This is a genomic window from Marinicella marina (assembly GCF_030065545.1).
GTDB classification, from domain to species: Bacteria; Pseudomonadota; Gammaproteobacteria; order Xanthomonadales; family Marinicellaceae; genus Marinicella; species Marinicella marina.
Genome location: NZ_JASJNC010000008.1, coordinates 102,566 through 124,450 on the forward strand (window position 1 = coordinate 102,566; position 21,885 = coordinate 124,450).

A 21,885-nucleotide genomic window follows, 5' to 3' on the forward strand; every position below is an offset into this window, starting at 1 on the left:
AAAATCATTTACCAATTTTAATCAATGATATACGGTCTTATGTGTTGGGTAAATCACCCTCACCCTTTAAAGGCAATGAGGTATTTCCCATCAGATAAACATCCATGTGATGTGCCATTTCACGACCCTCTGAGATGGCCCACACCACCAATGATTGTCCTCGTCGGCAATCACCAGCAGCAAACAACCCAGGTTTAATTTGATAATCATGTTCGCTCGCTGCAAATAAATCACGCTGGTTCAGATTCAAATCGAATTGATTGGCCAGCTGATGTTGCGTACCAACAAAACCCATGGCTAATAACACCATGTCGCAAGGCCATTCTTTTTCACTGCCTGGAAGCTGTTTGAGTTGCATTTTTCCATCACAGTGCTGCCATTCCACTTGGACTGTACTGAGACCAGACAATTGACCCTCACCATTAGAATTAAACGCTGTGGTAGTTAAGCTCCAGTTTTGTTGCACGCCCTCTTGATGCGAACTGCTGACGCGCAGTCTCATAGGCCAGTATGGCCACGGTTGATCTGGCCGCCTGTCATGCGGTGGTTTCGGCATGATTTCAAAATTAGTGACAGATCTTGCCCCTTGCCTGATGGCAGTACCTATGCAGTCAGAGCCAGTATCACCGCCGCCAATGACAATGACATGCTTGTCCTTGGCCAACAGCCTGTCATCAGGGTTAATTTCACCAGATACCACTTGGTTGTTGTGTGATAAAAAACTCATGGCAGGATGGATGCCAGCTGCAGCACGGCCAGGTATATCCAAATCCCGTGGTAAATTAGCGCCCGCGCACAAAGCAATGGCATCAAAACGTTGTTCTAACTCTTCATTGCTGATGTCTTTGCCAATTTCAGTATCACATTTAAATCTGATTCCAGCTGCCTGAAGTAATTCAAGGCGACGTTCAATGACCGTTTTTTCTAATTTAAAATCTGGGATACCATAACGTAACAGACCACCAGCCTGTTTATCTTTCTCATAAACTGTTACCAGGTGGCCTGCCCTATTCAATTGTTCGGCTGCTGCCAGACCTGCTGGTCCAGAACCAACCACAGCAACAGACTTTCCAGAGCGAATCACCGGTTCTTCAGCCACCACATAACCTTTTGTAAAAGCATGTTCAGCAATTTGTTTTTCTATATTCTCAATACTGACAGGATCGGCATTGATGTTCAAGACACAAGCCTCCTCACAGGGTGCTGGACACAAGCGTCCGGTGAATTCCGGAAAGTTGTTGGTTTGGTGGAGGATGCGGCTGGCTTTTTGCCAATGTCCTTGATAGACGGCATCATTAAAATCTGGAATTCGATTACCCAACGGACAACCACTGTGACAAAACGGGATGCCACAATTCATGCATCTGGCTGTTTGTTGCACCAATTCTTGTTGCTGCAAAGGAATGGTGAACTCACGGTAATGCTTAATTCGCTCATCAACCTCAGTATAAGCTTCTGTTTTTCTTGGGAGTTCTAGGAATCCAGTTGTTTTCCCCATCACACCACCTCCTGCACAGGCTGCTCTGAGGCGATGCGCTGTAGCGCTTGTCGATACTCCTCAGGCTCAATAAAAACAAAATGTTTACTTTCTTCTGACCAATTGGACAGTATTTTTTTTGCTATGCTGCTGCTGGTATGTAATTGATGTTTTTTTATCAATGATTTGAGGTGTTTTTTATTTTTTTGGTCTGGTTTTTCTAGGTTCAAATCGCCGGCTGCACAATATGATGACAATTGATTTTTAGGGTCATAAACAAATGCATGGCCACCCGACATACCAGCGGCAAAATTTCGGCCAACAACACCCAAAACCACCACCACGCCACCGGTCATGTATTCACAACCATGGTCACCAATACCCTCAACCACTGCAGTGGCTCCAGAATTACGTACCGCAAAGCGTTCACCAGCCATGCCGTTGATGTATATTTCACCAGCGGTGGCACCATAAAGACAGACATTGCCAGTGATGATATTTTCCTGAGCAATGATGTCACAATCATCGGGCACTTTGATGATGACTTTGGCCCCACATAAGCCCTTGGCCAGGTAATCGTTGGTATTGCCTGAAACCACAAAAGTCACACCATGGGTAGCAAAAGCCGCAAAGCTTTGTCCAGCTGAACCTGAGAAGTTCAGTAGCAAGGTATCTGCTGGCAATCCATCGGCGCCATGAATCTTTGAAATTTCATGACTTAATATGGCCCCAACCGCTCGATCGGTGTTAGCAATCGGGTAGCTCAAAATGGTATGTTCTTTGCGAAACAATGCCATATGTGCTTTGGCAATGATGTCAAAATCAATTGATTTATCAAGCTCATGCTGCTGTTGTTTGTTGCCATACAGAACAGCACCATTGCTGGGTTTGGATTGATACAAAATCGGTGACAAATCGATGTTCATTAAATGGGCTTTCCCAATGATACCTTGGTGATCTAATTTGTTGACTTGGCCGACCATTTCATCAACAGTTCTGAAACCCAATGAAGCCATGATTTGTCGCATTTCTTCTGCCACAAAATACATGAAGTTAACCACGTGCTCTGGCTTACCAGTGAATTTTTTCCGCAATTCCGGGTTTTGGGTAGCGATACCAACTGGGCAAGTATTAAGGTGACAAGCTCGCATCATGACACAACCTGATGCCACCAAAGGTGCTGTGGCAAAACCAAACTCTTCAGCACCCAATAAACAGGCCACCGCCACATCGCGACCGGTTTTCAACTGCCCATCACATTCTAATTTAACGCGGTTACGCAAATCATTGGCCACCAAAGTTTGTTGTGCCTCTGCCAAGCCCAGTTCCCAAGGCAATCCAGCATGTTTCAGTGAAGTCAAAGGCGCTGCACCGGTACCTCCATCAAAGCCAGAAATTAAAATCACATCCGCCTTGGCTTTGGCCACACCAGCAGCCACCGTTCCCACCCCTGCTTGGGAAACTAACTTGACGTTAATTCTTGCAGTCCGGTTGGCAGATTTCAGGTCATAGATTAATTGTGACAGGTCTTCAATCGAGTAAATATCATGGTGCGGCGGTGGTGATATCAAACCCACATAGGGTGTGGAATTACGTGTTTGGGCAATTTCATAGTTGACTTTGGCACCTGGCAGTTGACCGCCCTCACCTGGTTTGGCCCCTTGCGCCATTTTGATTTGAATTTCACTGGCGTGGGTCAAGTAATGTGAGGTGACACCAAAGCGTCCTGAGGCCACTTGTTTAATGGCCGAGTTTTTCCAGTCACCGTTGGCTTGTTGAAAGAAACGCTGTTCCTGTTCTCCACCTTCACCTGAGTTACTTTTTCCGCCAATTCGATTCATCGCAATGGCCAAATTTTCATGGGCTTCTTGTGAGATTGAACCATAAGACATGGCCCCGGTTTTAAAGCGTTTCACAATATCAGTCCATGGTTCCACCTCAGTCAATGGGATGGGGTCTAATTGGGTGAACTTTAACAACCCCCTGATGGTCATGAGGGCCTCGCTTTGCTGGTTGATGTTATCGGCGTATTGCTGGTAATGTTGTAAACTGTTGCTGCGTACTGCTTGTTGCAGTTTCGCCACTGATACTGGATTGAATTGATGCTTTTCACCGTTTCGCCGCCATCGATATTGACCACCAGCCTCCAGTAAATCACTTTGCTTGGCATGAAATGCTTTGTTTTGATTTTCTCGGATGTGCTGTTCAATTTCATACAAACCGATGCCTTCAACACGTGTGATGGTGCCAGGGAAATAACGGTCTATGGTCATCTGATTGATGCCCACACATTCAAATATTTGCGCGCCGCGATAAGAATTGAGCGTGGAGATTCCAATTTTGTTCATGACCTTCAACAAGCCCTTGCCCACAGCTTGGTTGTATTGGGCAACTGCCTTTGAATAATCCACATCAACCAATTCATCTGCCTCAATCAATTCAGCAATGATATCATTAACGATATATGGGTTTACGGCACTGGCACCGTAAGCAAACAGCATGGCATAGTGATGGACTTCGCGGGGCTCTGCAGATTCAATTATCACACTGCACTGTGAACGCATGGCGACTTGATGCAAGCCATTGTTTAAATATGAACAGGCCAATAAAGCTGGAATTGGCGCCATTTTTTTATCAGCCGCCCGATCAGATAGGATGATGATGTTATGACCAGATTCAATCGCTTTGATACCGGCCTGAATCACCTCCTCTAAAGCCTGCTCTAGCCCGTTGAGTCCTTTTTCGACCTCATACAGCATGGTCACAGTCTGCGCTTTTAAGCCAGGCAATTGACTGAGCTTGATTTTATGTAAGTCTCGTTTTGAAATGACTGGGTTGGCTATTTTTAATTTTCGACAATGCGATTCAGAGACATCAAACACGTTGCTGTCAGCACCCAATGTCAAACTGATGTCAGTGACCAATTCTTCTCTGATACCATCCAACGGTGGGTTGGTTACTTGCGCAAAAAGCTGGGTGAAATAGTTGTATAACAGCTGTGGGCGTTCTGACAATGCAGCCACGGGTGTATCTGAGCCCATTGAACCAATCGGCTCTTTAGCCAGTTGGGCCATCGGTTTAATGATTAACTCTATGTCTTCATCGGTGTAACTGAATAGTTTTTTCCGCAACTGTAGAGAGCAATTCTCATCACTACTGGGTACCGCACTGTAAGGAATGTCTTTGAGGTGAATCAGATGCTTATCAAGCCATTGTTCATAAGGCCGTTTACAACTTATTTTTTGTTTGATTTCATCATCGTGTACGATGCGTCCTTCAGTCATGTGCACCAAAAACATTTTTCCAGGTTCAAGGCGCCCATGATAAGCCACATTGTCAGCAGCAATATCAACCACGCCAGTCTCCGAAGACATCACAACGTAACCATCCTGGGTCACTGTATATCGGGAAGGTCTCAAGCCATTTCTGTCCAGTACAGCACCGATGTACTTGCCATCTGTAAAAGGGATTGAAGCCGGTCCATCCCAAGGTTCCATTAAACAGGCATTGTATTCATAAAATGCTTTCTTATGTGCTGCCATTTGGGTGTGTTTTTCCCAAGCCTCCGGAATCAACATCATCATCACTTCTGGTAATGACCTGCCTGTCATCAAGAGCATTTCAACCACCATATCAAGACTGGCTGAATCAGACTTTCCTGGCAAAACAACTGGCAACATCTCCTTGAAGGCATCGCCAAAGAAATCTGATTGCATCAACTCTTCACGTGATAACATCCGTCGGATGTTACCTTTAATGGTGTTGATCTCGCCATTGTGACAGATGTACCTGAAAGGTTGGGCCAAATCCCAGGTGGGAAAAGTGTTGGTTGAAAAACGTTGGTGCACCAGTGCCAACCGAGTCACAACACGCTCATCGGTCAAGTCGGCATAATAGCGTTTGATGTCTTGTGGTAATAACAAGCCTTTGTAGATGATGGTTCTGGGGCACAAACTGGCGAGGTAAAAAAAATCACGTTCTGACAATTCTGATTGATTGATTCGGTGTTCAGCAACTTTCCTCGCAGCGTAGAGTTTTCGCTTGAAATCAAATTCACTGTCACCTTTGGCCTTGGCAACAAAAAGCTGAGTAATATACGGCTCATTTTCAGATGCCATGATACCCACAACGGATTGATCAACAGGTACTTCACGCCATCCAAGCACTCTTAAACCAATTTTAGTAAACTGTTGTTTAATCAGTTTCTGGCAGTAAACGCGCTGATTCGCTTTCTGCGGGAAAAACACATTTCCCACCGCATAGTCACCTGCACTGGGAAGCTCAAAATGACAAACCTCTTTGAAAAAAAGATGTGGAATATCAATCAATATGCCCGCACCGTCACCGGTTCTGCCATCGGCACTGACGGCTCCTCGGTGTTCAAGTTTTTCCAATATTTCCAGAGCTTTGTGGATGATATTATGGGATGTTTGGCCTTTTAAACTACAAATAAAACCAGCGCCACAAGCGTCTCGTTCAAATTCAGTCCTATAAAGACCTGATTGCATCAGCTGCTGATCAATTTGATGCTTCATTATTTGCTCCCAATGGTTTTAATTCAGTGACTGATAAAATGCATGCAACTTGTGCTGGATGCATACAGATTTAAATCACGGCTTCATTACCAAAATAGCACAAGCTGTTAGAGTAGAAACTCTAATTAAGACTTAAGTGTTAATACTTATCGCCGAAATTGATGGGGTGTTTGAAATTCAGCACATACATGCCGCTCAGATAAGGCGGCATGCATTGGGACAGATGTATTTATATACGTTGGGTTACAGTGGGTAGCTCTGGTTCAATTTTACCTGCCAGCTTTTTTCTTTCAAATGCGGCAGTGGCAGCATCTAACTTGGCTTGCTCTTCTAACAGAGCGATGTGCATTTTGCGGTACATTTTCAATGAGTAAAAACTGAATGGACTGAAAAAGAGCTTAATAATGACTGGCATCAATTCAATGGCAATAAAGAACACTTTAAGCATCCAACTGAACAGCACAGCTGCTTGACCCAGCTCTGGATCTGCATGGATTTTATTCAAGGCCAAATAGCGCACCAAGATGCCAGATTTTTGTTCATAAAATAGTCCATCATTGATCAATTTTGTTTTGTAGGTGGCTAATTTGTTTTGTTTGTCAGCTATTTGTTCGGTCAAAAGGGCTTGTTCCTTTTGTAAATCAACTGCCAACTGGTTCAATCGTTCCTCATTGATAGTCAGAGTGGTGGTCTTTTCGCTCAATGTGTTGCTTTTCAATTGAAATTCATTCAATGTGCTGGTGGTGGCCAAAATATTTTGTTCAATACTGGCCAAACGGGCTTTGGTGTCCTCAATTTCAGCTTCAATGACAGGAATCATCTCTGCCAATTGGGTGTAGGTTTTGACCGCCCTATCATACTTGGGGCCCTCGGTGGCTGCGCGACCATCTTGTCCCGTTCTTTCCAGAATGGATTCGTTGAACCAGTATTGATAATCTGCTCTGGTTTGAGATAACCGTTCATTCAATGAACCAATGGTATTGATGGTGTTCTTTTGATCTCTTTGCAATTCTTCTAATGTGACTTGATAGTTATCAATGCTGTTCGCCACTGTGTCTTGATCGTATGACTCATCGGTGTTTTTGATCTGTTCTTGTGAGGTACGCAAGTTAAGTATTTCTTGTTGTAACTGCGCAATGTTGTTCTCAGTAGCATTGACTGTGGTATCAAGCTCTTGCTCGTATTCACTCATTCGGGCAAAGTATGCTTGGTTGTTGACAGCGACATCTTTTTGAATCTGCTCATCTATGGCATCAGATTGTAGACTGATTTCCGCCAAGGTAGCCAGACCAATGGCTATGATCAATGAATACACCAGTCTGGGTATCAAACCAAACAGCTGCCGTATAGGTAAACCACGTTTGAATGGATTGCGCAAAGCCCAATCCGAGCCGATGATTGCTTGATCTAAGAAGAACAAGGTCAAAGCAAACACAAAGCCAATGGTATAAGCCGCTACTGGATTGAGAAATATCGATACACCGTAGGTGAACAGTAAAAATGTGAATGCAAAAGTGACCAACTGCCTGAACACCATGGCATAGGCCAGCATGCGGTCATAACGCCCACTTTCAGCCAGAATTTCAGTATCGGTTAATGACAGGAACGCGCACAATTTGAACCAAATAGATTCTTTGGTTGCCTTAGGTTGACTCATGATAAGACCTCTTTTTGTTCGAGGTTAAGCGTTTTAGCTAACCCCTCAATTTATCCGGTTGCCATGGATTTTTTAGAAACATGCAACAGCACGTTACAAATTGTGACTGTCTATTTTGAATTAAGTTCAAAAGCAATGCGAGGTTTTTCTTATTGGAAGGCTGATGACCAGCCTTCCAAATGATATGTTTATGATGTTTTTATTGTATCGAGAATGATTCGTTCAACAATTAAATCTTCCTGAGGTGATCTTGATAATGAACATGCAGCCGCAGTAAAGTTCGATCATCATATTGTTGGTCCAACTGAGCAATCTGGTTGTGGTCACCTTGTAAGGCAGTTCTTTGTGAGATGTAATGCGAAACTGTTTGCTGCCACTGCTGTTGTTGTTGATCGAGTTCAGCCAATCTTAAGGCCACCTCTTGACCATAGTTCGAACTGCGTAATATCAGCCTGTCTTGTTGACTGACACCTGCTTGGCTTAATGCTTGATTTTCCAGCCACACATCTTGATAGGCGGTGGCATTGTTTTCTTGGTTCAACCAATGCTGTTGTTGTTTTGTCAGCTGGTTTAATTCACCAGAATCTAATTGGATGACCCACATGGCATAAGCATGCTCATCAGCAAAAAAAGCATCCGTCAGTTCTGCTCCCAACACTTCAATGCGATGGGAATGAATGGCATCGAGTCGATCCTGTAACGATAAATCGGGAGACAGAGTTGAACTGAGGCGATCAGCTTCTGACAGGTAGTTTACATAGGCATCAAATAAATCACGAACCTGCTCCAGCTGATCCAATGAAAGAAAATCACCACTGACTGTTAATAATCGATGTTTGATTTGCTGTAGTGAAGTTTCGCCCTGTGCACTGAGGTAATAATCAAATAACCGATGTAAATCATCATCAGCTATGACTTGACCATTGGCATCCAAATTGACCGCGCCATCAGGTTGGCTGCCATACAAAGATGACAGTGCTTTGTCATTGGTCCGTTGATTGGGCATCCGCAGTGATTCTTGCTGCACCAGTTCTTGCCAGCTAATGGTTGATTTTTGTTGTGAAAGTTTCACTGAATTAATCGCTTGATAATTCGGTGAATAACTGGCTTGGGCATAGACCCAGTAGACAGTTGCTGCGGTTGTGGCTAATACTAAAGTACTTAAAGTTGTTTTGTGTTTCATGTTACAAACCCTCATTTTTTAATCTGTTGGCATGTGCTCTGTAGACGCTTACAGGATTGGAAGTAAATAAGCCTCTTATCCCTAAGACTTGATTCACTTCATCACCATGATTCCATGGGTAATCATCTCGCAGAACACGGCCCAGATGTGAAGAACAACGTCCCACCAAACCGTCATTGGACTCGCCAATGAACAACAGACTCGACAAGCCAAGTAAAGCATCACTGATATCAATGACATTACTGACTGGTCGAGTACCGCTGAAAGAGTAGTATTTAACGCCATTGACCTGATAAGCACCCTCACCGCAATAGGTGGTTGGCATGCCCTCAGGATAGGCTTGATTGAATGCATCAGCACCAACTGATGACAGTGAATGTAATGAGGCCAACGCATCTTGAGGTTGGCCTGTGCTACCAGAAACTGCTTCAATTAAAGTGGCTAAAGCATCAGCTAGGCTGGCCAAAACAGCTTCAGTAAATGAGCCCGGTGGTGCCACAGTTTGTACGGCATCAGCCACTGGACTGCCTGTATTGGGTCCGCCAACGGAAGTCACTGAAGCCACCAAATCAGGGCGAACTGAGGCCACATATCGAATGGTTGGGGCGCCGTGAGAATGGCCGATTAAATTGAATTTTTGATGACCATAAATGGCCTTAATGACTTCCAGCTGAGACAACAACTGCTCACCTCGCATTTCACTGGAGTTTGCTGCAGAAACATCGGCAATGTAAACGGTCGCACCATCATCTGCTAATTCACCAGGAATGCGGTAAAAATAGTTATAAATGCCAAATGCCTGATCAAAACCAAACAGTCCATGTACCAGAACAATTGGGTGTTTGGTTTTGGTGTAATTGTTATTCCACCAAAATGCATTGGCCGAAGAAGATACGGCTATCAGTATGATAAAACTAACAATGACCCATGATTCATGTGACTTTTTCATGACGCTCTCCTCTTTAAATGTGTATAAGCTCTGATGGCTTTTAACTGATTTTTAGCAGAGAGGTTTTGGTTTGTCAAACAAAAATTAAACGAACGTTTGAATTATTTGATGGTTTTATTGATTGGTATCACCCGATCCGAGCTTATTTATCAATGGTTTATGAAAATCACTTAACACCCAACTCAATGTTAGGTTAATTATCTGTGAATAAGCCCTTAAACCTAATTAAAGGCACTGATAGAAACCACTTAATCAGTGAAACTCGGAAACAACTCCAGCGCTTTTTTTCTGATTTCATCTGCCCCTATGCTGTCACCTTGGGCTTCTAAAACTGTGATTAAATGTTGGTAAGACTCTGTGTCTCTGGTGTTATTTTCAATGGCCATTCTGAGGTACTTTTCAGCTTTTTCCAACTCACCTTTTTTATAATATATCCAACCAACAGAGTCTAATATGGCCTTATCATTGGGTTTCAGTTCATGTGCACGCATGATGTAGTCATAAGCCAAATCTAGCTTCATGTCGTTGTCAGCCCATGAGTAACCCAACGCATTCATGGCATCTGCATTGTCAGGGTTTTGCGACAATATTTCATTGAGGTCAGCTTCTACCGCTGGTATATTATTGTTTTGTGCATGTAACAATGCACGACTGTAAAGTATGTCAGGATCTTTTTTAAACATCTGCAATGCTGCGTCAGCAGTCTTTAGTGCAGCATCCATGTCGCCTTGTTCCCGATATAACTCTATTTCTAATTGATATGCGGGGATGGCGTGTACTTCAGGACCATTCTGCACTTGGTGGTACATAACCGCAGCCCTGTCATATTGTTGTTGTTTAACCAACACATTGGCCATCAAGAGTTTGGCTTTGTTGATGTGTTCACCTGATTTGACGCTTTGCAACAGCGACATGGCATAATCATAATCTTCCAACCAGTACGACAATTCACCAATTTCAAGTTTTTGTTCAACGGTCAACTCTGCTTCGTTGGTTAATGCTTTGAGTTGTGTCAATTTTTCTTTGGCTGAATCATCTTGATCCTGCTGTACTAATAAGATTATTTGTCTGAACAATAAATCAACATCGCCTTCGTTATCAACCAACAAAGCCATCGCTTCATCATTGCGACCTAAAAAGTTCAATAAAGTGACGTACTGACTCAAGTAGTCTGTGTTCTTAGGTGCTTTATCGAGTAACCACAAGTAGTCAATTTCAGCCTTGGCCTCTTGTTTCATTAACAGGTGCAAGCGAGCACGCCAGTAAACATACTCAACAGTCTGTTCCTGATCAATTAAATCATTCAACAGCACCATAGATTTCTCGTATGCCTCAATCTGAGTTAATACCCTGACAAATGCAAATTGTTCCGGTCGGTTGTTTTTGATGAACGATTTTTCTAAAGCCAGATCAACCAATCCCTCGGCCAAATCATTAGGCATAGAAACCAAGGCCATGCGAATGTATTCCCACTTGCTGTTATCATCAGCTGCGAAAGCCATCATTTGTTTGATGTTCAAATTGGCTTCACCAAAACTTTTCGCACGCAGATTTTCTATGGTGTTTTGTTGTAATTGATCCCAGCCCAAATTGATTGTTTCTTGATTAAAGGCCTCATTTTGTTGTTTCACTTTTGGCCCAGACTGACAGCCTATTAAGAGAAGTATGCTGATAAAAACAATCAGGTTTTTAGGTTTGCTTTTGCTCATGGTTTTATGGTGGGTCTAATTGTTTTGTTGTGGTTTTTAATTATTGGTTAATTTGGGTCAAAAGTTCCGCCTGCGATTCTTGTGTAAGTGGTTCAATTACCCAATCTAAGTCCCCATCTATGATTTCATTCAATTTGTATAATGTCAAGTTAATGCGGTGATCGGATATTCGACCTTGGGGATAGTTATAAGTTCGTATTCTTTGCGAACGATCACCACTGCCTACTTGAAGTTTTCTGGCTTCTGACTGTTCCGCTTTAACTTTGGCTTGTTCAGCATCTAAAATTTTAGCTGACAACAAGGACATGGCTTTGGCTTTATTTTTATGTTGAGAGCGTTCGTCTTGGCATTCAACCACTGTGTTGGTGGGTATGTGGGTTATTCTAACCGCAGAATCTGTGGTATTGACATGTTGCCCCCCTGCTCCCGAAGAACGAAAGGTATCAATCCGCAAATCGCTGGGATTGATGTCAATGGCATCAACCGAATCCACTTCAGGCAACACCGCAACGGTACAAGCAGAGGTATGCACCCTGCCTTGTGATTCTGTCTCAGGCACCCTTTGTACACGATGCGTGCCGGATTCAAATTTGAACTTTGAAAAAGCCCCATGACCTTTTACCAAAGCGATGATCTCTTTGAAGCCGCCGTGCTCACCTTCATTGACACTCACAACACTGACTTTCCAACCTTGTTTTTCAGCGTATCTGGAATACATCCTGAATAAATCACCAGCAAATATGGCCGCCTCATCACCACCGGTGCCTGCCCTGACTTCCAGGTAAATGTTGTTGTCATCATTGGGGTCTTTGGGAATCAATAAAATTTTTAATTCAGCATCAAGCCGTTGAAGTAATTGCTCTGTTTCTTTGATGGTCTCCTTGGCCAAATCTGCCATTTCCTCATCAGCCAGCATTTCTTCGGCTTCATCCAATTCTTGTTGTGCCGCTTGATAAGACCTAAAGTTCAATACCAATGGCTCAATTTGTGCATATTCTTTTGACAAGTCTCTGAACCTGTTTTGGTCAGCCATCACATCAGGATCCGATAACAACAGGCCAATTTCCTCATACCGATCTTCTGCATGCTCTAGTTTTAAGGCAATTTCAGGACTCATCATTCAGCTCCAAGTTAAACAAGTCAGCAATGAGTTTGATGTGCTCCTCATTACCAGATTCAATGATTTTTCTGATACCACTGATGTTGTCATGTGATAACTTTTTAGCAACTTGATGAGCTAGGTTCTGGTATTTTTTGGCTTCATCATCAGGGGTCGATGCTTTAATTTGTTTGGCTAGCACGGTTGTTTTTATGCCATCGACTTTTTGTTGGTATTGTTTCAGTAAATTATGATGTTGTTGACTTTTTATCCATTGATCCAGCAGTTCCGCTTCTGCTTTAATGATGCGTTTGGCTTCACTGATGGTGTTCTCGCGACGTTGCATGTTTTCAGTTATGACCTTTTGTAAATCATCAACGGCGTATAAAAAGACATCATCCATCAGCTTTATTTGTTCATCAATGTCACGCGGCACAGACAAATCAATCATAACCATTGGCTTGTACTTTCTGAGTTTGATGGCTTCTTCAGTGGCTTTTCGAGTGATGAGTTGTTGTGGGCTGGCGGTGGCTGTAAATACCAAATCAAATTCAGATAAGTGCGACTCTATCTCTGCCAATTCAATGACTTCTGCCTGAAAAATATTGGCCATTTTCTTGGCGTTTTTGGTGGTTCTGTTAGCAATCGTAATGTTTTTGGCATTGTGATTGATTAAGTAACGAATCAACAGTTCGGCCGTTTCTCCAGCACCCACTATCAGTACATTTTGTTGTTGTAGGGAACCAAATATTTGTCGGCCTAACTGCACCGCACAGTGCGCTACAGAAACAGGGTTACGACCTATTTCAGTGTCAGAACGTACCAATTTAGCGGTTTTAAATGCCATTTGAAATAACTTATTAATTTCGCCATTGAGGCCCAGTTGGGATGCCTCATCGAAAGCCCTTTTGACTTGCCCTTGTATTTGTGTTTCACCCACAACCAAAGAATCGACACCAGCAGTAACGGCGAACAGGTGAGCAGCACAATCATGGCCTGTTTTGGTGTAAACTGAATCAATATCAGTGGCAAAACCAAGGACGTTTTCGGCTTCTTTTTTTAAACAATCAAGCGTTGAAGTTGAGAGGTAGAATTCAGTGCGATTACAGGTGCTAATGACCACAGCAGAATCTATCAACTCACTGCTGATAAGCTTCTCTAAGTGTGATTTATAGTTTGACTCAGGAATGGAAAAGCGCTCTCTGATTTTGAGTTCGGCTGTTTTGTGGTTTATTCCTAGTACGCAAATGGCCATGTGATTATTATAACAATAAGCTGTGGGAAACAGTTGTTATATTAGGTGGTACAGCTAAAGCTGAACGCCCAGTTTTTTAACCAGACCAACTATCTTATCGTGCAATTCCTGAGGGGTTGCTGCCAATAGCGTAGAATGCCCAATTTTTCTTCCTGGCCGGGGCTCTTTTCCATAAACGTGCCAATAAAGCTTTTCTTCATTGATACTGAGGATATTATCGGGAAAAGCACCAATCCAATTTAACATGGCCGCCATGCCTTGCATTTTTGTAGAGCCCAAAGGCAGGTTCAGTCCGGCCCTGAGGTGATTTTCAAATTGTGAGGTGTCCGCACCTTCAATGCTCCAATGACCTGAATTATGTACTCTTGGAGCCATTTCATTGACAAAAACAGCTTCATCAGTCTGAAAAAATTCAATCACCAAAACCCCAACGTAATTCAGAGCAATGGCCAGTTGTTTGGCATAATCTGTGGTAACCTCATCTAATTCACTGGCTTTAGCCGGTACGATGGTGGTAGTTAAGATACCTTCCTTGTGTTTATTTTCGCACAGTGGCCAAGTTTTCATCTCACCAAGCCCATTTCTGGCAACAATCACTGAAACTTCTCTTTTGAACTTAATCCTTTTTTCTAGGATCAGGTCTTGTTCAAATAAGTTATCAGGAATTTGATTGATGTCAGCTGCTTGGGTAATTCGATATTGCCCTTTGCCATCATAGCCTAACCGTCTGGTTTTTAAAATCGCATCATAGTCGAACTTTTTAGCCGCAAATTTCAGTTCAGAAAGGCTGTTAATCGTTTCAAAATCTGTTGTGGGTATACCGTATTGGTGACAAAACTGTTTTTCTAACAATCGGTCTTGTGCAATTTCCAATACTTCTGGAGTGGGGAAAACTGGTTTTTTCTTTTGTACAAACTTCAATGTTTCAACCGGCACATTTTCAAAGTCCAAAGTAACAATGTCTACTTTTTTACAGAACTCTTCCAAAGCCACTTCATTGTGGTATTCAGCGGTCATCATTTCGCCAACCTGGCCTGCACAGGCATCAGCAGTTGGGTCATAAAACACAAACTCAAAACCCAATGGATATCCAGACAGTGCCAACATCCTGGCTAATTGCCCAGCGCCTAATATGCCAATTCTTGGGTTCATGTCTTTATTGTGGCTTGGGGTTATTGATAACGTCGGAAGTTTGTTTGTTTCGAAATGCCATTAGATTTTCCGCTATCTCAGTATTTTGGATGGATAAAATGGATGCTGCAGAGAGTGCTGCATTTTTAGCTCCCGCCAAACCAATGCTCATGGTTAACACAGGTATACCTGCGGGCATCTGAGCTATCGATAACAAAGAGTCAATGCCGTTAAGCACTTTCGATTGAATTGGCACACCAATAACAGGCAAGTGCGTTTTAGCAGCAACCATACCTGGTAAATGCGCCGCACCACCAGCAGCAGCAATAATCACTTTGATGCCACGTTGTGCCGCAGATTCAGCATAGGAAAACATTTTATCTGGTGTGCGGTGGGCTGAAACCACTTCTGCTTCAAATGGAATGGCCAATTGCTTCAACAAATCGGCACAAGCTTCCATGGTGGCCCAATCTGATTGTGACCCCATGATTAATCCAACTTGTGCTTGATTACTTGACATCATTTATAAGGATCCGGTGACCCTGATACAGTATTGAAATAACACCGGCAGCAAGACCAACAAACCCAGTTGAGCCAAAGCATTGATGCTCAGCACTGTTTTCACATCAAAACTGGCGTCAATGGCTTGATCAGTTTCGGATTCTTCAAAATACATGACTTTGATGATTTTTAAGTAATAGAAAGCACCAATCACAGCAAAAATAACAGCAACTGCGGCCAAAATAATATGCCCTTGATCAATCACGGCTTTAAGCACATAAAGCTTGGAGAAGAAACCAATCAGTGGTGGAAAACCTGCCATGGAGGCCACCAAAAGCAACATCAAAAAGGCATACCAACCACTGCGTTGATTAAGGCCTTTGAAATCAGCAATTTGATCAGCTTCCATGCCTTTGTTTGAAAGCAATACTATCATTCCAAAACCACCCACAGCCATGATGGTATATACAATGATATAGAACATTGACGCTGCAATGCCCTCAGCACCGCCAACCAATCCCAACAACATAAATCCTATGTGAGAAATGGTCGAATAAGCAAACAGGCGTTTTAAATTGGTTTGTTGTAAGGCAAACAAATTACCCACAATAATAGAAACTATTGCCAATGTAGCCAGCATGGATTGCCAATGAATCATCAGTACATCCAATGACTGTCCAAGGATGCGAACAGCCAAAGCGAATGCTGCTATTTTTGGTGCCGATGCAATGAACAATGTGGTGGCTGTAGGTGCACCCTCATAAACATCAGGAACCCACATATGAAATGGAGCAGCACCCAGTTTGAAGCCTATACCAACAATGACAAAAATCAAACCCAAAACCAAGAACATGTCATTATTCTGACCGGCAATGGCTTGTGAAATTTCGTTGATTTGTAAGGTGCCAACAGCACCGTAAATCAATGACATACCATAAAGCAACATACCCGATGCCAAAGCACCCAGAATAAAGTATTTCATAGCCGCTTCATTGCCATTAAGGTCATTGCGGTTATAAGCCACCAAAGCATAAGAACTCAGTGCCAACAACTCAAGGCCTAAATACAAGGCGATGAAGTTGTGACCACTGATCATCACCATGATGCCCAAAGTAGCAAATAACAACAACGCAAAATACTCACCCTGCAAATTATCATGTTGTCGCAGGTATTGTTTGGCATAAAAGAATACCGATATCATCAACAAATACACCACCACTTTCAACATGTCACCAAATTCATCACGAATAAAAGTGCCATTGAAAATCACGGTTTTGGTGAACTCGACACCTGCCACATGATCTTTCAATGTTAATATTGCTGCAAACATCATGGTAATTACCGACAAAAAGACAATGAAACCGCCTTTTTTCTTATCGGTAAATAGACCCACGAGTAAAACGACACACGCCATACTCAGGACTAAGATTTCCGGGAACGCCGGGACTAATTCTGACCAACCAAACATTTATATCACCTTACTGACAGATACGTATTCAATGACTTGTCGTACTGAGGCACTCATTACCTCAATCAACGGCTCAGGCCAAACGCCCACTAACAACACCATAATGGCTAACACCGCCAATATGAAAAACTCTCTAACGGTCACATCTTTCAATGAAGCCACAGCATCATTGGTGATGCCACCAAAAACCACCCTTTTAACCATCCACAGCGAATAAGCTGCACCAACAATCAAAGTGATGGCAGCTAAGAATGCAATCCAGAAATTGGCCTGAAAACTTGCCAAGATAACCATGAATTCACCGACGAAACCAGAAGTACCCGGTAAACCCGAATTAGCCATGGCGAAAAACACAAAAAATGCCCCAAACCAAGGCATGGTGTTGACCACCCCGCCGTAATCTTTAATCATTCTTGAGTGCAGACGATCGTATAAAACGCCAACACAAAGGAACATAGCAGCAGAGATAAAACCATGAGAAATCATTTGTACCATGGCACCCTCTATCGCCATCTGACTGTTGCCACCGTTTTTAATCAGCATAAACACCAGGAATAAACCCAGAGTGACAAAACCCATGTGAGAAATTGATGAGTATGCAATCAGTTTCTTCATGTCTTTTTGTACCATGGCCACCAAGCCGATGTATACCACAGCAATCAAAGACAAGGTGATCAACAACCAAGTAAATTCAGAACTGGCATCTGGCGTGATTGGCAAAGAAAACCTTAAGAAACCATAACCACCAATCTTCAACATGATGGCGGCCAGTACCACTGATCCACCAGTGGGTGCCTCTACGTGCGCATCTGGCAACCAGGTGTGAACGGGGAACATGGGTATTTTTACCGCAAATGCTGCCAAGAAAGCAAAAAACAACCAGCTTTGTTCCTGCAAAGTCAGCGGCTGGATGGCTAAATCTGTGAGGTTCCAACTACCGGCTTTCATGTATAGATAAATTAAACCTATCAACATGAACACCGAACCTAAGAAGGTGTATAGAAAGAACTTTATTGTTGCATAGACACGATTAGGGCCACCCCAAATACCAATGATCACAAACATAGGTATTAACATGGCTTCAAAGAATATGTAAAACAACAACGCATCTTGCGCAGTGAAAACACCAATCATCATGCCTTCGAGTATCAAGAATGCAGCCATGTATTGATGGATATTGACTTTAATTACTTGCCATGCTGATAACACAATCAAAACAGTAATGAATGTGGTCAGTACCACCAACGGCAGCGCTATGCCATCAATACCCAGGTGGTAATAGATGTTAAAAGCATCCACCCACAGCTTTTTCTCAACAAATTGCAACTGTGCCGTGCTGACATCAAAATTTGTCCACAATGGAATACTGATTATGAAAGTCAGCACCGTGATGATCAATGCAACCACTTTCACCAAACCAGCACGCCCATGACCTAAAGGTAACAAGGCCAGACCGCCCAGTATAGGCAGCCAAATAAGTACACTTAAAATTGAACCTTCAAATAACATATTTTCTGCCTATTTAAAAACGTAAATACCGATGAAAACAATAACGCTCACAACCATAACCAAAGCATAGTGGAACACATAACCTGACTGAATCGACCTGATACCAACTGATACCTTATTGATCAGTTTTGCACTGCCATTAACAATCCAACCATCGATCAATTTAGAGTCAGACCACTTCCACAAGGCTTCGCCTAATTTAACGCTACCACCTGCAATGAATTTCTGATTAAAAGCATCAAAACCATATTTGTTTTCAAGTACCCTGTGAATCGGAGCCAGTTGTTTTTTGATGGTACTTGCCAGCGCCCTGTTCTTCATGTAGATGTATGTAGCCACTGCAAATCCAGCCAACATGAGGTAGAACGGCAAGGTAACAAACCCGTGTAGGGCAAATCCTGCTGTGGTGTCAAAATGATACAAGCCAATTTCTTTGACCACATCATTGGTAGGGTTAACAACTATGGCATCATTCATAAAACCGCCAAACAACAATGGTTCTATGGTCATCCAACCAATAAAGATCGACGGAATAGCCAATAACACCAAGGGTAATGTGACCACCCATGGTGATTCATGTAAATGTTCTTTGGTGTGGTGGTCCATGCGTTCTTTGCCATGGAAAGTTAAATACAACAACCTGAAACTGTATAAAGACGTAACAAAAACGCCCAACAAAACTGCAATGTAAGCCACATCAGAACCCCAACGATCAGACAAGCCAGTTGCCACAATGATCGCATCTTTTGAGAAATAGCCTGACAAACCTGGGAATCCAACCAATGCCAAAGTACCTACCCATGCGGTTATGAAAGTAATCGGCATGTATTTTTTCAGTCCGCCCATTTCTTGCATGTCTTGTTTGTGATGCATAGCGATAATGACCGAACCAGCACCCAAGAACAACAGCGCTTTGAAAAATGCGTGGGTCATTAGATGGAATATGGCGGCTGAGTATGCTGACACACCCAATGCCACAGTCATGTAACCGAGTTGAGAAAGGGTTGAATATGCAATCACTCGCTTGATGTCATTTTGCACGATACCAATCAGTCCCATGAAGAAGGCAGTGAATGCACCAATCAACATAACAAAACTCAGAGCCGTGTCAGACATCTCAAACAAGGGAGACATTCTAGATACCATGAAAATACCCGCCGTTACCATGGTAGCAGCGTGAATCAAAGCCGATATAGGCGTTGGACCTTCCATCGAATCTGGTAACCAAACATGTAAGGGCGCTTGCGCCGATTTGCCCATGGCACCAATGAACAAACAAATACATATAACAGTCATCATGGACCATTGATTATCACCGATGATGGTGATGGTTTTATCAGCCATTTGTGGCGCTTGGTTGAAAACTTCAACGTAATCAAGGGTTCCAAAAGTCATCAAGACCGCACCGATACCGAGCAAAAATCCAAAATCACCGACACGGTTAACAAGGAATGCTTTCATGTTGGCAAAGATGGCGGTTTCTTTTTTGTACCAAAATCCAATCAACAAGTAAGACACCAAGCCCACCGCTTCCCAACCAAAAAACAGTTGCATGAAATTGTTGGCCATGACCAACATCAACATGGCGAAAGTAAATAATGAAATGTAACTGAAAAAGCGCTGATAACCTGGATCCTCACTCATGTAACCGATGGTATAGATGTGTACCATGAGCGACACGAAGGTGACCACAGTCATCATGATGGCAGTCAATGAATCGACCATAAAGCCCACATGCATGGATAAATCACCAGTAACCATCCAAGTATAGAGGTTCTCATTGAAAGGTGTGGCTTCTCCATTGATGAATTGCAACAAAACACGCACCGAAAGTACACACGATAAACCCACCGCACCAATGGTGATGGTATGTGCGCCAATGCGACCTACTTGACGACCAAAAAGGCCGGCAATTGCAGCAGCAACTAATGGAGCAAATGCGATGATCATTAAGGTTGTTTTCATGTCCATGATTACCCTTCCAACTCGTTAATTTCTTTGGTTTCAAGGGTTTTCTTATTCCTGAACAGAACCACCAGTATGGCCAGTCCAATGGCGGCTTCAGCAGCTGCCACAGTGAGAATAAAAAACACAAATACTTGGCCTTGAACATCATCTAAATATTTTGAAAAGGCAATCAAGTTGGTATTAACGGCCAGTAACATCAATTCAATTGACATCAACACCACCAATACATTTCTGCGGTTAACGAATATGCCAGCCATACTAATGACAAATAAAATGGCTGAAACAATCAAATAATGCTGTAATGTCATGATTCTTCCTCTTTACTTTGAGCTTGTGTGGTGGCCTTTTCAGCCTTCATTGAAACCACTCTTAAGCGCTCTGCGGGATTGATATTGATTTGTTTTGAGGCATCCATCTGTTTGTTGCCTTCCCGCTTACGCATGGTCAGCATGATGGCCGCAACAATGGCAACCAATAAGATCACTGCCGCTATTTCAAACGGGTAAACATACTGAGTAAATAAAGTCATACCGACTTCGGCTACGTTGCTGTAACCTTGTTCTTGTCTGACCAATTCATTACTAGGGATTTCGCCACTCAGCTTGTAAGCAAACAATATCAACAGTTGCACCAACATGGCTGCTGCAATCAGCAAGGCAGCTTTGGTGTAGGATTGTTTAAGCTGAGATGCCTTGGCTTGTTTGACATCAAGCATCATGACCACAAACAAGAACAGAACCATCACCGCACCGACATAAACCAGTACCAAGGTGATGGCTAAAAACTCTGCTTCTATCAAAAGCCATAAAACAGCTGTATTAAAAAAGCATAACACCAAAAATAAAGCCGAATAAATGGTGTTTTTAACCGTTACCACAGCCATGGCAGAACCAATAGTGAATGTGGCAAACACATAAAATATGATTTGTTGGAATAATTCAGGACTAATAATCATTATCTGTACTTCGCATCCTTTGTTCTGGCATTGGCAATTTGTTCTTCATACATATCTCCAATGGCTAATAACTGTTCTTTGGTCATGACGTTTTTGCCTTTAGACTCAAAGTGATATTCGTGAATGTCTGTTTCGACAATGGAGTCTACTGGACATGATTCTTCACAGAAACCACAGTATATGCACTTGAATAAATCAATTTCATATTTGGTGGTTCTTCTTGACCCATCCTCGCGCACATCAGAATCAATGGTGATGGCTGCAGCCGGACACACTGCTTCGCATAATTTACATGCGATACAACGCTCTTCCCCATTGGGATACCTTCTGAGCGCATGTAAGCCCCTGAATCGTGGTGATTTTGGGGTTTTTTCTTCGGGATACCTGACGGTAAACTTTCTCTTGAAGAAATACTTTTGAGTCAGTAATAAGCCTTTTCTGATTTCATTCAGAGTTAAACTTTTTAAATATTTAAATACTTTAGTCATT

The 21,885-nt window shown here is 42.8% G+C and carries 16 protein-coding genes; all 16 read right to left on the reverse strand.

Annotated features, from left to right (window positions below):
* Positions 1 to 37: 37 nt before the first annotated feature.
* Entirely contained in the window at positions 38 to 1,498 is a 1,461-nt protein-coding gene (locus tag QNI24_RS13040) for a glutamate synthase subunit beta (protein WP_267176607.1), read from the reverse strand.
* Positions 1,498 to 6,012 carry a glutamate synthase large subunit gene (gene gltB, locus QNI24_RS13045; protein ID WP_267176606.1) on the reverse strand — a complete coding sequence of 1,505 codons (4,515 nt, stop codon included), beginning with the start codon at positions 6,010 to 6,012 and terminating at the stop codon, positions 1,498 to 1,500. The genes QNI24_RS13040 and gltB overlap by 1 nt, the downstream gene beginning before the upstream one ends.
* 229 nt (positions 6,013 to 6,241) lie before the next feature.
* Positions 6,242 to 7,669, reverse strand: a complete 1,428-nt coding sequence (locus tag QNI24_RS13050; protein ID WP_267176605.1) for a DUF4407 domain-containing protein — start codon at positions 7,667 to 7,669, stop codon at positions 6,242 to 6,244.
* Positions 7,670 to 7,898: 229 nt separating this feature from the next.
* The gene (locus tag QNI24_RS13055; protein WP_267176604.1) at positions 7,899 to 8,852 is read right to left on the reverse strand and encodes a lipase secretion chaperone; all 954 of its coding nucleotides are present in this window, start codon (positions 8,850 to 8,852) and stop codon (positions 7,899 to 7,901) included.
* Position 8,853: 1 nt separating this feature from the next.
* Positions 8,854 to 9,801, reverse strand: a complete 948-nt coding sequence (locus QNI24_RS13060; RefSeq protein WP_267176603.1) for a lipase family alpha/beta hydrolase — start codon at positions 9,799 to 9,801, stop codon at positions 8,854 to 8,856.
* A 248-nt stretch (positions 9,802 to 10,049) separates the two neighbouring features.
* Positions 10,050 to 11,510 carry a tetratricopeptide repeat protein gene (locus tag QNI24_RS13065; RefSeq protein WP_283708739.1) on the reverse strand — a complete coding sequence of 487 codons (1,461 nt, stop codon included), beginning with the start codon at positions 11,508 to 11,510 and terminating at the stop codon, positions 10,050 to 10,052.
* 40 nt (positions 11,511 to 11,550) lie between these two features.
* On the reverse strand, positions 11,551 to 12,627 hold the full coding sequence (gene prfA, locus QNI24_RS13070; protein ID WP_267176689.1) for a peptide chain release factor 1: 1,077 nt from the start codon (positions 12,625 to 12,627) through the stop codon (positions 11,551 to 11,553).
* The gene (gene hemA / locus QNI24_RS13075) at positions 12,617 to 13,864 is read right to left on the reverse strand and encodes a glutamyl-tRNA reductase (protein ID WP_267176601.1); all 1,248 of its coding nucleotides are present in this window, start codon (positions 13,862 to 13,864) and stop codon (positions 12,617 to 12,619) included. Before hemA ends, prfA begins: the two co-directional genes overlap by 11 nt.
* Before the next feature lie 54 nt (positions 13,865 to 13,918).
* A complete protein-coding gene (locus QNI24_RS13080) occupies positions 13,919 to 15,016 on the reverse strand; it encodes a 5-(carboxyamino)imidazole ribonucleotide synthase (RefSeq protein ID WP_267176600.1) in 1,098 nt (365 codons plus the stop codon).
* A gap of 4 nt (positions 15,017 to 15,020) precedes the next feature.
* A complete protein-coding gene (gene purE, locus QNI24_RS13085) occupies positions 15,021 to 15,515 on the reverse strand; it encodes a 5-(carboxyamino)imidazole ribonucleotide mutase (RefSeq protein ID WP_283708741.1) in 495 nt (164 codons plus the stop codon).
* Between the two features lie 3 nt (positions 15,516 to 15,518).
* Positions 15,519 to 16,964 (reverse strand): NADH-quinone oxidoreductase subunit NuoN, encoded by a 1,446-nt coding sequence (gene nuoN, locus QNI24_RS13090; RefSeq protein ID WP_267176598.1) that lies wholly within the window; start codon positions 16,962 to 16,964, stop codon positions 15,519 to 15,521.
* Positions 16,965 to 18,473: an NADH-quinone oxidoreductase subunit M gene (locus QNI24_RS13095; RefSeq protein ID WP_267176597.1), complete on the reverse strand. Its 1,509-nt coding sequence runs from the start codon at positions 18,471 to 18,473 to the stop codon at positions 16,965 to 16,967.
* 9 nt (positions 18,474 to 18,482) lie between these two features.
* On the reverse strand, positions 18,483 to 20,444 hold the full coding sequence (gene nuoL / locus QNI24_RS13100; protein ID WP_458368003.1) for an NADH-quinone oxidoreductase subunit L: 1,962 nt from the start codon (positions 20,442 to 20,444) through the stop codon (positions 18,483 to 18,485).
* 2 nt (positions 20,445 to 20,446) lie between these two features.
* Positions 20,447 to 20,752, reverse strand: a complete 306-nt coding sequence (gene nuoK, locus QNI24_RS13105) for an NADH-quinone oxidoreductase subunit NuoK (RefSeq protein ID WP_458368004.1) — start codon at positions 20,750 to 20,752, stop codon at positions 20,447 to 20,449.
* Positions 20,746 to 21,396 carry an NADH-quinone oxidoreductase subunit J gene (locus QNI24_RS13110; RefSeq protein ID WP_267176594.1) on the reverse strand — a complete coding sequence of 217 codons (651 nt, stop codon included), beginning with the start codon at positions 21,394 to 21,396 and terminating at the stop codon, positions 20,746 to 20,748. The genes nuoK and QNI24_RS13110 overlap by 7 nt, the downstream gene beginning before the upstream one ends.
* Positions 21,396 to 21,884, reverse strand: coding sequence for an NADH-quinone oxidoreductase subunit NuoI (gene nuoI / locus QNI24_RS13115; RefSeq protein ID WP_267176593.1), 489 nt, complete (start codon positions 21,882 to 21,884; stop codon positions 21,396 to 21,398). Before nuoI ends, QNI24_RS13110 begins: the two co-directional genes overlap by 1 nt.
* Position 21,885 lies beyond the last annotated feature (1 nt).

Coding starts and splice junctions, on each gene's coding strand:
- purE (WP_283708741.1), bottom strand. CDS start 15,515: ATGTCAAGTAATCAAGCACAAGTTGGATTAATCATGGGGTCACAATCA.
- nuoL (WP_458368003.1), bottom strand. CDS start 20,444: ATGGACATGAAAACAACCTTAATGATCATCGCATTTGCTCCATTAGTT.
- nuoN (WP_267176598.1), bottom strand. CDS start 16,964: ATGTTTGGTTGGTCAGAATTAGTCCCGGCGTTCCCGGAAATCTTAGTC.
- QNI24_RS13050 (WP_267176605.1), bottom strand. CDS start 7,669: ATGAGTCAACCTAAGGCAACCAAAGAATCTATTTGGTTCAAATTGTGC.
- nuoI (WP_267176593.1), bottom strand. CDS start 21,884: ATGACTAAAGTATTTAAATATTTAAAAAGTTTAACTCTGAATGAAATC.
- QNI24_RS13040 (WP_267176607.1), bottom strand. CDS start 1,498: ATGGGGAAAACAACTGGATTCCTAGAACTCCCAAGAAAAACAGAAGCT.
- gltB (WP_267176606.1), bottom strand. CDS start 6,012: ATGAAGCATCAAATTGATCAGCAGCTGATGCAATCAGGTCTTTATAGG.
- QNI24_RS13095 (WP_267176597.1), bottom strand. CDS start 18,473: ATGTTATTTGAAGGTTCAATTTTAAGTGTACTTATTTGGCTGCCTATA.
- QNI24_RS13055 (WP_267176604.1), bottom strand. CDS start 8,852: ATGAAACACAAAACAACTTTAAGTACTTTAGTATTAGCCACAACCGCA.
- hemA (WP_267176601.1), bottom strand. CDS start 13,864: ATGGCCATTTGCGTACTAGGAATAAACCACAAAACAGCCGAACTCAAA.
- QNI24_RS13080 (WP_267176600.1), bottom strand. CDS start 15,016: ATGAACCCAAGAATTGGCATATTAGGCGCTGGGCAATTAGCCAGGATG.
- QNI24_RS13060 (WP_267176603.1), bottom strand. CDS start 9,801: ATGAAAAAGTCACATGAATCATGGGTCATTGTTAGTTTTATCATACTG.
- QNI24_RS13065 (WP_283708739.1), bottom strand. CDS start 11,510: ATGAGCAAAAGCAAACCTAAAAACCTGATTGTTTTTATCAGCATACTT.
- prfA (WP_267176689.1), bottom strand. CDS start 12,627: ATGAGTCCTGAAATTGCCTTAAAACTAGAGCATGCAGAAGATCGGTAT.
- QNI24_RS13110 (WP_267176594.1), bottom strand. CDS start 21,396: ATGATTATTAGTCCTGAATTATTCCAACAAATCATATTTTATGTGTTT.